The sequence below is a fragment of the Citrobacter sp. RHB25-C09 genome (genome assembly GCF_013836145.1).
Lineage (GTDB): Bacteria > Pseudomonadota > Gammaproteobacteria > Enterobacterales > Enterobacteriaceae > Citrobacter_A.
Window position 1 is genome coordinate 2296940 of record NZ_CP057483.1, and the last position, 15240, is coordinate 2312179.

A 15240-nucleotide genomic window follows, 5' to 3' on the forward strand; every position below is an offset into this window, starting at 1 on the left:
AAATAGACAAATATGTTTCAGGACAACCCGCTGCTAGCGCAGCTAAAACAGCAATTACATTCCCAGACGCCGCGAGCTGAAGGGGTAGTTAAAGGCACTGAAAAAGGTTTTGGCTTCCTGGAAGTCGACTCGCAAAAAAGTTATTTCATCCCGCCGCCGCAGATGAAAAAAGTAATGCATGGTGACCGTGTTATTGCCGTGATCCATACTGACAAAGATCGTGAGACTGCCGAACCAGAAGAACTGGTTGAGCCATTCCTGACCCGTTTCGTGGGTAAAATCCAGGGCAAGAACGATCGTCTGTCCATCGTGCCGGATCATCCGCTGCTGAAAGATGCTATCCCTTGCCGCGCTGCGCGCGGTGTGGAACATGAATTTAAAGAAGGTGACTGGGCTGTCGCAGAAATGCGCCGTCATCCTCTGAAAGGCGACCGCACGTTCTATGCTGAATTAACCCAATTTATTACCTTCGCCGACGATCATTTCGTGCCGTGGTGGGTAACCCTGGCGCGCCACAATCTTGAAAAAGAAGCGCCTGAAGGCATTGCGACTGAGATGCTGGATGAAGGTCTGCAACGTCAGGATCTAACCGCACTGAATTTTGTCACCATTGACAGCGCCAGTACGGAAGATATGGACGATGCGCTGTACGCTGAAGAGCTGGCCGACGGCAAACTGCAACTGACCGTCGCCATTGCTGACCCGACAGCCTGGATCGCTGAAGGCAGCAAGCTGGATAACGCTGCTAAAGTGCGCGCATTTACCAACTATCTGCCAGGCTTCAACATTCCGATGCTCCCACGAGAGCTCTCTGACGATCTCTGCTCACTGCGCCCCAATGAAGAGCGTCCGGTGCTCGCCTGCCGCATGACCATCACCGCCGATGGTACTATCGAGGATGAGATTACCTTCTTCGCGGCAACCATCGAGTCAAAAGCGAAGCTGGCCTATGACAACGTCTCCGACTGGCTGGAAAATACCGGTAGCTGGCAGCCAGAAAGCGAAGAGATCGCTCATCAAATCCGCTTGCTGCATCGCATCTGCCTGAGCCGTGGCGAATGGCGTCACCATCATGCGCTGGTCTTTAAGGATCGTCCCGACTACCGCTTTATTCTCGGTGAGAAAGGCGAAGTGCTGGATATCGTGGCTGAGCCGCGTCGTACCGCCAACCGCATTGTCGAAGAAGCGATGATTGCCGCTAATATCTGCGCTGCCCGCGTCCTGCGTGACAAGCTCGGGTTTGGTATTTACAACGTGCATCTCGGGTTTGACCCGGCGAATGCCGACGCGCTGGCAGCGCTGTTGCAATCCCACGGTATGCATGTGAACGCCGAAGAGGTGTTAACGCTGGAAGGCTTCTGCAAGCTGCGCCGTGAACTGGATGCACAACCGTCCGGCTTCCTCGATAGCCGTATTCGCCGCTTCCAGTCCTTTGCTGAAATCAGTATCGATCCCGGCCCGCACTTTGGTTTGGGCCTGGAAGCCTACGCCACCTGGACCTCACCTATTCGTAAATACGGCGATATGATTAACCATCGCCTGTTGAAAGCGGTGATTAAAGGTGAAAGCGTCAGCCGTCCGCAGGATGATATCACTCAGCAGATGACCGATCGTCGCCGCCTGAACCGTATGGCAGAACGTGACGTCGGTGACTGGCTGTATGCCCGTTTCCTGAAGGGCAACGTCGGGACCGATACGCGCTTTGCGGCAGAGATCGTTGATATCAGCCGTGGCGGTATGCGTGTCCGTCTGGTCGATAACGGTGCGGTAGCGTTTATTCCGGCGCCGTTCCTGAATGCCGTTCGCGACGAACTGGTTTGCAGCCAGGAAAACGGTACTGTACAGATCAAAGGTGAAACGGTTTACAAAGTGACGGATGTTATTGATGTCACCATCGCCGAAGTGCGGATGGAAACCCGAAGCATCATCGCCCGCCCGATTGTCTGACGCGCGGTTTATCAGCGGCCTTTCTTTTGTGAGAAAGGCCGTTTTCTTTTTTCCTCCCGATTTCCTTCCACCCGCTACACTTCACATTGTCATTTGGTGATTTTTGGACACCTATCCAAAACACAATGACGTTGAAATAGTTAAACTTATTCTCCGCATCGTTCGTTTGGTATGTGATCTGGCTAGCTTTTCCATTCATGGACGTTCGCGCTTTATGCTGGAGGGTGTAAATCATGAAAGATTTCCAGGAGTCCGCTACGTTGTATAGCTTTTTGGGTACTCACACCCCTTACTGGCACTTATCGAATGAGTCTGACGTTCTTCATTTGGCGGTCAACGAATCCACTCATGACGCAGAAGCGATTGCGTTATCGCCTGAACAAGCTCAGCGCATCCGTGATATGACGGTTATTACCTCAAGCCTGATGATGACATTGCCATTTGAGAACAGCGATATTCCTGTGCATCTGGTTGGCCGCAAAATAAGCAAGCACCAATGGGCAGGGAGCGCTTCAGCCTGGCACGACACCCCTTCTGTCGCCCGCGATCTGGTAAAGGGCCTGTCATTTGCCGAACAGGTCGTTTCCGAGGCTAATTCAGTTATCGTCATTCTTGATAGCCAGGGCAATATTCAGCGCTTCAACCGTCTTTGTGAAGAATATACCGGGCTCAAAGAACAGGAAGTGATTGGGCAAAGCGTATTCAAGCTCTTTATGAGTCGTCGTGAAGCCGTCGCTTCTCATCGCAACATGAGTGGTTTTTTCCGCAATGGCAACTCCTGGGAAGTGGAGCGCTGGGTCAAGACACTAAAGGGGCAAAGACTGTTTTTGTTCCGCAATAAATTCGTTCACAGCGGCAGCGGTAAGAACGAAATCTATCTTATCTGTTCAGGAACCGACATCACCGAAGAACGTCGCGCACAGGAGCGTTTGCGCGTGCTGGCAAGTACCGACACGATTACCGGTTTACCTAACCGGAATGCCATCCTGGAGCTGATTAACCAAGCTGTTTCGCATTCGGATGACAGTCAGGTCGGAATTGTCTATCTCGATCTCGATAATTTCAAAAAGGTCAATGACGCCTATGGTCATATGTTTGGTGACCAGCTTTTGCAGGCAGTGTCACTAGCGCTGTTGAGCTGCCTGGAAGAAAATCAGCTGCTGGCGCGACTCGGCGGTGATGAATTCATAGTGCTGGCCAGCCATACGTCACAGAGTTCACTGGAGGCGGTGGCCTCACGGATATTAACCCGGTTGCGCCAGCCTTTTCGCATCGGTCTGCTTGAGATTTATACCAGCTGTTCGCTGGGCATCGCGCTGGCGCCTCAACATGGCAGCACCAGCGAGGATTTGATCCGTAACGCCGATACCGCGATGTATACCGCAAAGGAAGGCGGACGTGGACAGTTTTGCGTGTTCTCGCCTGAAATGAATGAGCGCGTATTCGAGTATCTCTGGTTGGATACCAACTTACGTAAAGCGCTCGACAACGATCAGCTCGTGATTCACTATCAACCCAAGATCACATGGCGCGGCGAGGTTAGAAGTCTGGAGGCACTGGTTCGCTGGCAGTCTCCTGAACGCGGTCTTATTCCGCCAAACGATTTTATCTCCTATGCGGAAGAATCCGGGTTAATCGTACCGCTTGGGCGTTGGGTCATCATCGACGTGGTTCGCCAGGTGGCGAAATGGCGGAATAAAGGAATAAATCTTCGGGTAGCGGTGAATATCTCAGCCCGTCAGCTTGCTGACCAGACACTTTTTACCGATCTGAAGCAGGTGCTGCAGGAACTCAATTTTGAATATTGCCCTATTGATGTTGAGCTAACAGAAAGTTGTCTGATCGAGAATGAATCCCTCGCTCTTTCCGTGATCCAGCAGTTCAGTAAATTAGGCGCCCAGGTGCATCTCGACGATTTTGGCACGGGCTATTCCTCTTTATCCCAGTTGGCGCGCTTCCCGATTGATGCGATAAAACTCGATCAGGCCTTCGTCAGGGACATACATAAGCAGTCTGTTTCGCAATCTATGGTGCGCGCCATTGTCGCCGTCGCACAGGCGCTCAATCTCCAGGTCATTGCGGAAGGTGTCGAAAGTCGCAAAGAGGATGCGTTTCTCACTAAAAATGGCGTCAATGAAAGACAAGGATTTCTGTTTGCCAAACCGATGCCTGCCGCCGTGTTTGAGCGCTGGTATAAGCGATATCTGAACAACAAAATGCGTTAAGGGGACGAATCCCCAGTCGCTTACTCAATGAAGTGACTGGGGTGAGTGAGTGAAGCTAAAACATAGTCAGCTCGAAGTATGGCGAGCATAAGCTTATATATAGTATTCCCTAATGATTATACCGAACCTTAATTTTCCCTTCTCTTTTGGCGCTATTTTTTGCATCATTAAATGCAATAAGAGTCTGATAAAGGATCACCGCCATGACCGATCTCGATGCAAAACGGGTTGCCGAGCGTATTGATACTGTACTGGATATTCTGGTTGCCGGTGATTACCACTCCGCCATCCATAATCTCGAAATTCTGAAAGCCGAATTGCTCAGTAAGGTACAGGATGAAGCGGCATCACCCGCAGGCAAACCCAGAGCGCCATGGGAGATTTAATCTGTTCGCAGCGTTGTGATGACAAGCAAAGTCTGGATGTTGCTGCCACCGCACGTGTTTAATCCACGGTATAAAAACCACAATAAAAAAATAATGTTATGAATTCCCGACAACAATCAATTTTGCAAATGGTGATTGATAAAGGCCAGGTCAGCGTGGCTGAACTGGCAAAAATCACCGGCGTTTCTGAAGTCACCATTCGACAGGATTTGAACACGCTTGAAAAACAGAGTTATCTGCGCCGGGCACACGGCTACGCCGTGTCTCTCGATAGCGAAGATGTTGAAACTCGGATGATGACGAACTACACCCTGAAGCGCCAGTTGGCTGAATTTGCGGCATCGCTGGTGAATCCTGGTGAATCGGTATTCATCGAAAACGGGAGTAGTAACGCGCTGCTGGCCCGGACACTTGCCGAACAAAAAGATGTCACCATTATTACCGTTAGCAGTTATATTGCGCACTTACTGAAAGAAACGCAGTGCGAAGTGATCCTGCTTGGCGGTATCTATCAGAAAAAAAGCGAAAGCATGGTCGGTCCCCTTACCCGCCAGTTTATTCAGCAGGTCCATTTCAGTAAGGCATTTATCGGCATTGACGGTTGGCAGCCTGAAACAGGGTTTACCGGCCGCGATATGATGCGTTCCGATGTGGTCAATGCGGTACTCGAAAAAGGTTCAGAGGCCATCGTGCTCACAGATAGCTCGAAGTTTGGCGCCGTTCATCCCTACACGCTGGGTCCTATCGCGCGTTTCAGCCGCGTTATTACCGATAGCAAAATCAGCGACCGCGATAGAATTCAGATGGAAAAAGCCGGCCTGACGGTAAATATCGTCGACGCTGGGTAATCTCTGCGCAGAGAATTTGCCTATGGCAGATCCTCTGCGCTCTGAGACTATTCCGACTCCTCAATTAAGACTATTTACCTGTTATTAGCAGGTGGGTGTCGTAAAATTATTATTAGCGATATAACAGGAAGTGACTATCACCTGCGTGATATTACCCTGCGCAATAAGGTTTTACGGATGACTTTTTCAGTGACGAATATTTAAACTATAGTCAAAGAGAGTTTCTTTCCGTGAATCATTAATTCAGGAGAAAGTATTATGTTTGTAACGAGCAAAAAAATGACCGCTGCGGTGCTGGCAATTGCGCTGGCGATGTCTCTGAGCGCCTGCTCTAACATGTCCAAACGTGACCGTAACACCGCGATTGGTGCCGGTGCGGGTGCTGTAGGTGGTGCTGTCTTAACAGACGGTAGCGCGCTGGGTACGCTGGGTGGCGCCGCTGTGGGTGGTATTATCGGCCATCAGGTTGGTAAATAATCGTAAATCATCTACGATTGAACGGCTCATAATAAAATACGAACATTTTTTGGTCTGTACTACACAAGAGAATATAAAAGCCACGACAATGATCGTGGCTTTTCGTTTATCCGCCAGCGAGTTTTACTTTCATTCCTTTCGCTTCAAGCAAAGATTTAATTAAATCTCGCTTATCGCCCTGGATTTCAATAATTCCGTCTTTAACCGCTCCGCCACAACCGCATTTTTTCTTTAATTCTGCGGCGAGCTTTGTTAACTCAGCATCATTCAGGTCCACCCCGGTGATCAGGCAAACGCCCTTACCTTTTCTTCCGCTGGTCTGGCGCTGAATTCGCACAATACCGTCGCCTTTTGGGCGTTCAGCAACCGCTTTCGGTTCATCTATTCGCCCGGTATCGGTGGAATAGACCAGGCGACTGTTTGAATCGTTCATCATGCCCTCTGTTTGAGTGAGGCGTTGATCGCCTTCAGCGTCTCCGCTGGCGCATCTGATTGCGTAACGGGACGCCCGATAACCATAAAGTCCACACCGGCCGCCTGTGCCTGTTCAGGCGTCATAATACGGCGCTGATCGCCCGCATCACTGCCCTGTGGTCGAATACCTGGCGTAACCAGTTTAAACGGCTGACCAAAGACCTGTTTAAAACGTACCGCTTCATGAGCAGAACAGACCACACCATCAAGACCGCATTTTTGCGTCAGGGCAGCCAGACGTTCCGCATGCTCTGCCGGTGACAACGTCACGCCGATGTCCGCCAGATCGCTGGCCTCCATGCTGGTTAAAACGGTGACGGCAATCAGCAACGGCGCATCATTACCGAAGGGAAGCAGCGCCTCACGTGCGGCGGTCATCATTCGTGCCCCACCGGACGCGTGGACGTTAACCATCCAGACGCCAAGATCTGCAGCCGCCGCAACCGCATGCGCCGTAGTGTTCGGGATATCATGAAACTTGAGGTCGAGAAAGATATCAAAACCCCGCTGTTGGAGATCGCGAACCAACTGAGGCCCAAACAGAGTAAACATCTCTTTACCGACTTTCAGCCGGCAGTCGCGCGGATCGATGCGGTCAACGAATGCTAACGCTTTATCGCGATTATTATAATCGAGAGCAACAACGACGGGAGAATCGGTAACCGCGCGGGAAGAAGATGAAGCAGTAATCGTCATAACCAGGCCTTCTAGCTAAGGGCAAATGGGTAAACGGCGAGCATTCTACCTGCCAGCGGCCAAAATGAACAGGCGCGATTTCGTCCCTGCTTAGCGATGTGGCACCATTGCCGAAACAGGGATAACAAATCAATAAAAGTATGTTGTAACTAAAGTGCGGAGTTTTAAAAAATTACAACCCATCAAGTCCGCGAATTGGCTTGATGGTTGACCAGGCCCGGCAGGAAGGACAATGCCAGTACATGGTATAGGCGGTGAATCCGCATTTACCACAGCGATAACGAGGCTTGCTGCGGACCTGCTCACCCACCATGTCACGCAGCACCATCAGGCTCTCTTTTGCCCGCCCTTCTTCTGCTTCGTTAAGGTGATAGTCCATCAGCTTATGAAAAACGCGCATGGTCGGATGGCGCTGTAGTTGGCGGGTAATGTAGATTTGCGCCGTATCATGGCCTTCGCGCGCTTCAAGTATATCCGCCAGCATTAATTCAGCGGCAGCGCCAGTGTTCTCTTCCACGGCCCGGCGCAGAAATTCTGCCCACTCATCGTTTTTACCCAACTGCTGGTAACAGGTTTGCAGCATTTCCAGCGTTTCGCTGACCAGTTCTTTATCCTGCGAAATCACCCGTTGAAGACTTTCGACCGCTTTGGCATAGTCGTTTTTTTCCATCCAGATGCGGCCCATCATGATGGACACTCTGGCGCTGTTTTTATCAGCAGCAGCGCCCTTTCTCAGTAGCGCCATTGCTTTGTCCATATCCTCATTGCCTATTTGCTGTAAGGCCAGCTCACAGTAGAAATGGGCAATTTCGATACGCTGTTTATCTTTACCCAGCTTGACCAGGCGTTCTGCGACATCAATCGCCTTCTGCCAGTCGCTGGTGGCCTGATAAATTTGCAGGAGCTGTTGTAATGCGCCGATACGAAAATCCGTTTCATCGGTCAACTGGTTGAACATGTCCTCTGCGCGGTCATATAACCCGGCGGCCATGTAGTCGCGACCGAGTTGTTGTACCGCCAGCAGGCGCTGCTCATAAGTCAGCGACGCACTTTCCATAAGGGTCTGGTGGATGCGGATGGCGCGATCGACTTCGCCACGAGAACGGAACAGATTTCCGAGAGTCAGGTGAGCCTCAACGGTACCGGTATCCTCTTTTAACATGTCGAGGAACAGATCTACCGCTTTATCCTGTTGGTTACTCAGCAGGAAGTTAACCCCAGCGACATAATCACGCGAGAGTCGGTTAGCTTCATCCTGCTTTGTTTGTTGCGCACTTCTGCGTCCCATATACCAGCCATAGGCGGCAGCAACAGGCAATAGCAGAAACAACAACTCCAGCATAACGAATTATTCCTTCACGACCGGAGTCGCAGGTGTCACCACAACGTCAGTCGCAGGCGCCAGTTGGCTTTCCAGACGCTTCAGTTTGCGCTCTGCTCGCGCCAAAGATACCCGAACCCGCAGCCAGAAAAGACCGCAGATTAACCAGCCAATGGCAAACCCGGCAGCGAACAATACGGCCAGTAAGGTAGAGATTCGATACTCTCCCTGAGCCAGCAGGTAATTAAACGTGACCTGCTGGTCGTTCTGTGCGCCCAGTGTTACCGAAATAACAAAAATCGGCAGCACCAGTAAGAAAATGAGTAAATATTTCACATTACTTCCCGTTATGTGGTTGAAGCGAATAAACCGTGTTCAACTTACCGCATTGAGCCCTATAAATTACCATTTTCACAGCGTGCGCGAAATGGGGAAGCGTACAGCTTTCTCATGATTTAAGGGCAAAATCAGTAAAATCAACCTTGATCAGCTTTCATGCTCGCGTTCGGCTATCTCGCGGGCTTCTTCCGGCGGCGGCGTCAGAGGACCACAAATTCGCTGAGCAAGCCATGTCGCCAGCGTCACCACGACCCAGGATATCAGCGTCGCCACGACCAAATCACGCGGCCAGTGCATCCCCAGCAGCATACGACTGGCCATGACGCCCGTTGCCCAGATCAATAAAACGGCAATGGTGACCGTTCTTCTGCGCGGCCAAAGTAACCCAACGGCTAAAAGCGCCCACGTTGCGGCAAACATGGTGTGCCCGGACGGAAAAGCAAACCCGGTCTCTTTTTGCCAGTGCTTGCGTAAGAACACGGGGATATCCTGCTGAGTCGAGAGCTGTTCTTTTACCAGATTCCCGCGCTCAGTACGTTTTAAAGTGTAGAACTCATCAACCGGAATATGGTGCGTTTTTTCCAGCCAGATCACAAAGGGTCTGGGCTCCTGGACTCTGTCTTTTACCCATGATTTAACCCCTTGCCCCACTACGATTGCGCCTCCCAAAATAGCAAACAGCATCACCGCTGCTTTTAAGCGGAAGCGTAAACACCAGAAAAACCAGGCGCAGAGAAGAACATGGGTGATGACACCCCACGGTTGCGTCACCGTTTCGGTCATCCAGTACATTGCCTTTAACCACCAGGTCTCCTGTCCTGGCGTCCAGGTCCAGCCGGAAATCCATACAACGACAGGCATCACCAACAGGAGTCCCGTCCCGGCCGCAGTTCGTTTCGCAATTGACAGCATTAACACCTCATTCCTGTTAAGTCCCACAATCATAACCGAAAATGCCGTAGACGGGTAAATTGACAGATTTGTGCCATTCCCCTGCCGTTTGCGCGGCACTGATTAGGTGAACGCCGTCGCCTTATGGCAAAATAAGAAGATAAGCCAACAGGCAACGGCACAACATCGCGTGCCGGCATTATCTGGAGAAACACATGCAGCTTAAACGAGTGGCAGAAGCCAAACTGCCAACCCCATGGGGCGATTTCCTTATGGTGGGATTTGAAGAACTGGCAACCGGGCACGATCACGTCGCGTTAGTCTTTGGTGATATTTCAGGCCAGACGCCAGTTCTGGCGCGTGTCCATTCTGAATGTCTGACGGGTGATGCCCTGTTCAGCCTGCGCTGCGACTGTGGTTTTCAGCTTGAAGCTGCTCTTTCCCATATTGCGGAAGAGGGCCGCGGGATCCTGCTTTATCACCGCCAGGAAGGTCGTAACATTGGTCTGCTCAATAAAATCCGCGCTTATGCATTACAGGACCAGGGATATGACACGGTAGAAGCCAACCATCAGTTGGGCTTTGCCGCCGATGAACGCGACTTCACCCTCTGTGCAGATATGTTTAAGCTGCTGGGCGTCGATGAAGTTCGCCTGTTGACCAATAATCCCAAGAAAGTAGAAATACTCACCGAAGCGGGCATCAATATTGTTGAGCGTGTGCCGCTGATTGTTGGGCGCAACCCCAACAACGCGCATTATCTTGACACCAAAGCCGCCAAAATGGGGCATTTGCTGAAGTAATGCCCCCCTTGCCGGATGACGATGCGAATGCACCGTCTCCGGCAGTGTCACGGCAACTACGTCAGCATATTACGAATCACGTAATGCAAGATGCCGTCATTCTGGTAGTACGTCAGCTCGGTTCCGGTGTCGATGCGGCAGCGACACGGTACCACCTCTTTACTCCCGTCTTTCCTTGTCAGCGTCACAGGCACCGTCGCCCCCGGCTTCAGATTTTGCAGATCGACAATATCTATCGCCTCTTCTCCCGTTAACCCTAATGTTTTACGCGTCACGCCCTGCGGGAATTCCAGTGGTAAAATGCCCATGCCAATCAGGTTAGAACGGTGAATACGTTCGAATGACTCCGCAATAACAACGCGGATCCCGAGCAGTCGTGGCCCTTTCGCGGCCCAGTCGCGGCTTGACCCCGAACCATACTCTTTGCCGGCAATTACCGCTAACGGCGTGCTCTCCTGCTGATAACGCATCGCGGCATCGTAAATTGAAAGTACCTCTGTACCGGGCAGATGACGTGTCATGCCGCCTTCCACGCCGGGAACCATTTCATTGCGAATACGTATATTGGCAAAGGTACCGCGCATCATCACTTCATGGTTGCCCCGTCGCGAACCGTAGGAGTTGAAATCTTTGCGTTCAACGCCACGACTTTGCAGATAGCGACCCGCTGGGCTGTCAGCCTTAATACTGCCTGCCGGAGAGATATGGTCAGTCGTGACAGAGTCACCCAACATGGCCAGGATCCGTGCGCCATGAATATCGGTCACCGCAGCAGGTTCGGCCAGCATGTCGTCAAAGAACGGTGACAGGCGAATGTAGGTGGAATCAGCCTGCCAGCCGTAGGTATCGGAGCGGTCAACCCGGATGTCCTTCCACTCTTGCGTTCCTTCAAACACTTCTGCGTACTCTTTGCGGAACATGTCAGATGATACCAGCTCAACGGCACGGGCAATCTCCCGGGCCGACGGCCAGATATCTTTCAGATAGACCGGATCGCCTTTGCGGTCATGACCGAGGGGGTCAGTCGCGAGGTTGATATTCATGTTGCCCGCCAGCGCATAGGCCACCACCAGCGGCGGCGATGCCAGCCAGTTGGTTTTCACCAGGGGATGAATACGCCCTTCGAAGTTACGGTTGCCCGAAAGCACTGCGCCCACGGTCAGATCGCCCTTCTTAATCGCCGTTTCTATCGGCTCAGGAAGCGGGCCGGAATTACCAATGCAGGTCGTGCAGCCATATCCCACCAGGTTGAATCCCAGTTCATCAAGATAAGGCGTGAGTTTCGCTTGTGCCAGGTAGTCAGAAACGACCTTAGACCCCGGTGCCAGAGAGGCTTTTACCCAGGGCTGGCGTTTTAGCCCAAGCGTGACCGCTTTTTTCGCCAGCAACCCTGCGGCCATTAAGACGCTCGGGTTTGACGTATTGGTACATGAGGTTATTGCGGCAATCACCACTGCGCCGTCTGGCAACTGGTCTTGTTGACCATTAAGGACGTAGTCCACCGGTTGTCGATCTTTCTGCGCAGTATTCACTTCCAGTTCATTGCTGGCGGCAAACGCTTTCGGCACATCGCCAAGCGCAACGCGATCCTGCGGACGCTTCGGTCCGGCGAGGCTGGCTTCAACGCCATTCATGTCCAGGGCCAGCGTACTGGTGAATATCGGCTCATCACCGCTGTTGCGCCACATGCCCTGCGCTTTGGCGTATTTCTCAACCAACTCGATGTGATCTTCACTGCGCCCGCTCAGACGCATATACTCCAGCGTCACGCCATCAATTGGGAAGAACCCGCAAGTCGCGCCATATTCCGGCGACATATTGGCAATCGTGGCGCGGTCAGCAAGCGGCAGTGAATCCAGGCCGTCGCCATAGAATTCAACAAATTTACCCACCACGCCATGCTTTCTCAACATCTGGGTCACCGTCAGGACCAGGTCTGTTGCGGTGATCCCCTCACGGAGTTTGCCCGTAAGTTTGAAGCCGACAACGTCCGGGATGAGCATTGATACAGGCTGCCCCAGCATGGCCGCTTCCGCTTCTATCCCGCCAACACCCCAGCCTAAAACACCGAGACCATTGATCATCGTGGTGTGGGAATCGGTACCGACCAGTGTGTCCGGGTAAGCGACCCATTCGCCGTCCTGTAATTCACTCCAGACGGCTTTGCCAAGGTACTCCAGGTTGACCTGGTGGCAAATACCCGTTCCCGGCGGCACGACGCTAAAGCGGCTAAACGCCTGTTGCCCCCATTTCAAAAAGACATAGCGCTCATGGTTGCGTTCCATTTCAAGGCGCACGTTCTCTTCGAAAGCGTCATCATCGCCAAACCGATCCACCGTCACGGAGTGGTCGATGACTAAATCAACCGGCGACAATGGGTTTACTTTGGCCGTATCGCCGCCAAGTCGTTTAACCGCTTCGCGCATAGCGGCAAGATCGACTACCGCCGGAACGCCGGTAAAATCCTGCATTAATACGCGCGCAGGCCGGTAGGCAATTTCACGATCGGCGTGGGCATTTTTCAGCCAGCCCGCCAGGGCCTTGATATCTTCGTCGGTAACGGAATTACCATCTTGCCAGCGCAGCAAATTCTCCAGTAAGACTTTGAGTGACTTCGGGAGCCGGGTAATATCACCCAGCGTTTTTGCGGCAAGCGGCAGACTGTAATAGTGATAGGTTTTATCTTTGGCCTGCAACGTGTCCTTACTGGCTTCTCGTAGGGTTGACGACATAGCTCCTCCTTAATGACAAGGTTGCGAAGCCCTGATTCTCCTCAGGGTGAATATTAAAGATAACACATACCCACTGTAACGTTTTGATAACAACCCAAAATGGTAAAAGCGGCAAAAACGATGAGAAAAGGCCAAAAGAAAACCTCGCCGTAGCGAGGTTTCGATTAGCTGACCACCAGCCAGATGAGTTCAGCCCACATAAGCAGCGATACCGAGAACGCGGCCAACCAGGACCAGTATTTCATATTTGATAAAAGCATAGGCGACACCAACGTATGTCCAATGTATTCTGCTGAGCGTGACTCAACACTTATTGCTGTGGTGTATTAATGAAAGGCGTACGGCAAATGAATAGCACGTACAAAATAAAACAGAAATGATGCCTGTTATTGTTTTCGGGATTCGTCTTCCGCGAATAAATCAATAAAAGCCTGTTGCTGCTGGGTCAACTTCCATGACTCAGGGACGGTGTTTTTGCGCACTTTCTGTGACTCCGGTACGGCATCACAGGGCTGACAAGGCGCTAAAACGCGCTGCTGCTGTTCCTGAACAACCATTTATGCCCCCCAGAGGTTCCAGATAACCAGCGCTACCACCAGCCAAAACAGCGCAGAGCCAAGGAAAACGGCAAGCCAGGCTTTACGCTTCAGTTCAGGGTCCCGGCGCGGTTCCTGGTTTTCAGATGGCATTACAGACCCCGTACAATCGATATCGCTTATCATTCAGGCACCAAACAATCGGTACAATTAATCAATAGTTGAGACAAATCCTAAAGAAACTTTAGTCAAAAATCCAGCGAATTTACGAATCGTTTCCAGTGAATAAATCAATCTTTTGACGGAAAATAAATATTTGGAAAGGGAAATTTGCGAGACGGGGAATTAGACACTACTTTGTGAAAAATTTACGGCTTTTGTGAACAACATTTAAATAGATGCACAACCTGTTCGGTATCTCCGGAAAATAAGATACCGAACATAATTCGCTGATGATTACTTTTCAGGTAATTTTATATCTTTAAACATGACCTCGATTTCTTCATTTGAGCGCAGCGCGACGGCAGTGTCCACCACGTCACGCGTCAGATGCGGTGCAAAACGCTGAATGAAATCATACATGTAACTGCGCAGGAACGTACTGCGGCGGAAGCCGATCTTTGTCGTGCTATGGCTGAAGACATCGTGTGCATCAACACGAACCAGGTCGGGATCGGTGATCGGGTCAACAGCCATACTGGCTATCACCCCTACCCCTAAGCCCAGACGGACATAGGTTTTAATCACGTCGGCATCGGTCGCGGTGAAAACAATGCGCGGCGTTAATCCGGCGCGGTTAAACGCGGTATCCAGTTCAGAACGCCCCGTAAAGCCGAAGGTGTACGTCACGAGCGGGTACTGCGCCAGCTCTTCGATAGAAACCGATGCCTTACCCGCCAAAGGATGCTCTGGCGTGACCACAATTGAACGATTCCAGTGATAGCAAGGCAGCATGACCAGATCATCGTACAAATGTAGCGCCTCGGTGGCGATGGCGAAATCGGCATTGCCTTTTGAAACAGCTTCAGCGATTTGTGTCGGCGAGCCCTGATGCATGTGCAGGGAAACGCGCGGATAGCGTTCAATAAACCCTTTGATAACGCCGGGCAGCGCATACCTTGCCTGCGTATGCGTTGTCGCGATATACAGTGAGCCTTTATCCGGCCAGGTATGTTCACCGGCAACCGCTTTAATCGCGTCAACCTTGGACAAGACTTCGCGCGCAATGCGAATAATCTCCTGACCGGCTGGCGTCACCTGAGTCAGGTGCTTACCGCTACGGGCAAAAATCTGGATGCCTAACTCATCTTCCAGCATACGGACCTGCTTACTGATGCCTGGTTGAGAGGTATAAAGTCCTTCCGCCGTTGAGGAGACATTAAGGTTGTGGTTCACCACCTCAACAATATAGCGAAGCTGCTGTAATTTCATGTTAAACCATCCAGATTAGCGCCATCAGGGCATCGTTTTGCCACTCACTCTCGCGAGCTGCTAATACGATTTTATAATAAAAAAGAGATTAACTATAACCACTATATCATTTATAGCAGTGCTGTATAGATGTG

General features: G+C 51.4%; 16 protein-coding genes. 6 read left to right on the forward strand and 10 right to left on the reverse strand.

The window, feature by feature from the left end:
* Window positions 1-12: 12 nt before the first annotated feature.
* From HVY19_RS10685 to osmB, 5 genes are all read left to right on the forward strand, one after another.
* Window positions 13-1947 carry an exoribonuclease II gene (locus HVY19_RS10685; protein WP_181680585.1) on the forward strand — a complete coding sequence of 645 codons (1935 nt, stop codon included), beginning with the start codon at window positions 13-15 and terminating at the stop codon, window positions 1945-1947.
* 233 nt (window positions 1948-2180) lie between these two features.
* Window positions 2181-4172 carry a cyclic di-GMP phosphodiesterase gene (gene pdeR, locus HVY19_RS10690; RefSeq protein WP_181680586.1) on the forward strand — a complete coding sequence of 664 codons (1992 nt, stop codon included), beginning with the start codon at window positions 2181-2183 and terminating at the stop codon, window positions 4170-4172.
* Between the two features lie 203 nt (window positions 4173-4375).
* Window positions 4376-4558 (forward strand): hypothetical protein, encoded by a 183-nt coding sequence (locus HVY19_RS10695; protein ID WP_181680587.1) that lies wholly within the window; start codon window positions 4376-4378, stop codon window positions 4556-4558.
* Between the two features lie 98 nt (window positions 4559-4656).
* Entirely contained in the window at window positions 4657-5406 is a 750-nt protein-coding gene (locus HVY19_RS10700) for a DNA-binding transcriptional regulator YciT (protein ID WP_181680588.1), read from the forward strand.
* A 258-nt stretch (window positions 5407-5664) separates the two neighbouring features.
* A complete protein-coding gene (osmB, locus tag HVY19_RS10705; RefSeq protein WP_181680589.1) occupies window positions 5665-5883 on the forward strand; it encodes an osmotically-inducible lipoprotein OsmB in 219 nt (72 codons plus the stop codon).
* 106 nt (window positions 5884-5989) lie between these two features.
* On the opposite strand, the gene yciH is transcribed toward osmB, so the two are convergent.
* The 5 genes from yciH to pgpB form a co-directional block, all read right to left on the reverse strand.
* Window positions 5990-6316, reverse strand: coding sequence for a stress response translation initiation inhibitor YciH (yciH, locus tag HVY19_RS10710; RefSeq protein WP_181684263.1), 327 nt, complete (start codon window positions 6314-6316; stop codon window positions 5990-5992).
* Entirely contained in the window at window positions 6316-7053 is a 738-nt protein-coding gene (gene pyrF, locus HVY19_RS10715) for an orotidine-5'-phosphate decarboxylase (protein ID WP_181680590.1), read from the reverse strand. Before pyrF ends, yciH begins: the two co-directional genes overlap by 1 nt.
* A 172-nt stretch (window positions 7054-7225) precedes the next feature.
* Window positions 7226-8395 (reverse strand): lipopolysaccharide assembly protein LapB, encoded by a 1170-nt coding sequence (lapB, locus tag HVY19_RS10720; RefSeq protein ID WP_181680591.1) that lies wholly within the window; start codon window positions 8393-8395, stop codon window positions 7226-7228.
* Window positions 8396-8401: 6 nt separating this feature from the next.
* Window positions 8402-8710 carry a LapA family protein gene (locus HVY19_RS10725; RefSeq protein ID WP_181680592.1) on the reverse strand — a complete coding sequence of 103 codons (309 nt, stop codon included), beginning with the start codon at window positions 8708-8710 and terminating at the stop codon, window positions 8402-8404.
* 150 nt (window positions 8711-8860) lie between these two features.
* Window positions 8861-9625: a phosphatidylglycerophosphatase B gene (gene pgpB, locus HVY19_RS10730; RefSeq protein WP_181680593.1), complete on the reverse strand. Its 765-nt coding sequence runs from the start codon at window positions 9623-9625 to the stop codon at window positions 8861-8863.
* 194 nt (window positions 9626-9819) lie between these two features.
* Between pgpB and ribA the strand changes: the two genes are divergently transcribed.
* Complete coding sequence (ribA, locus tag HVY19_RS10735) at window positions 9820-10407, forward strand: GTP cyclohydrolase II (RefSeq protein ID WP_181680594.1); 588 nt, start codon at window positions 9820-9822, stop codon at window positions 10405-10407.
* A 56-nt stretch (window positions 10408-10463) separates the two neighbouring features.
* Here ribA and acnA read toward each other — a convergent pair whose 3' ends face one another.
* From acnA to cysB, 5 genes are all read right to left on the reverse strand, one after another.
* A complete protein-coding gene (acnA, locus tag HVY19_RS10740; RefSeq protein ID WP_181680595.1) occupies window positions 10464-13139 on the reverse strand; it encodes an aconitate hydratase AcnA in 2676 nt (891 codons plus the stop codon).
* Between the two features lie 164 nt (window positions 13140-13303).
* Complete coding sequence (ymiC, locus tag HVY19_RS20765) at window positions 13304-13399, reverse strand: small membrane protein YmiC (RefSeq protein ID WP_249419072.1); 96 nt, start codon at window positions 13397-13399, stop codon at window positions 13304-13306.
* A 126-nt stretch (window positions 13400-13525) separates the two neighbouring features.
* Window positions 13526-13696 (reverse strand): hypothetical protein, encoded by a 171-nt coding sequence (locus HVY19_RS10745; RefSeq protein ID WP_181680596.1) that lies wholly within the window; start codon window positions 13694-13696, stop codon window positions 13526-13528.
* A complete protein-coding gene (locus HVY19_RS10750) occupies window positions 13697-13828 on the reverse strand; it encodes a YmiA family putative membrane protein (RefSeq protein ID WP_220132924.1) in 132 nt (43 codons plus the stop codon).
* A gap of 303 nt (window positions 13829-14131) precedes the next feature.
* Window positions 14132-15106: an HTH-type transcriptional regulator CysB gene (gene cysB, locus HVY19_RS10755; RefSeq protein WP_181680598.1), complete on the reverse strand. Its 975-nt coding sequence runs from the start codon at window positions 15104-15106 to the stop codon at window positions 14132-14134.
* Between the last annotated feature and the right edge of the window lie 134 nt (window positions 15107-15240).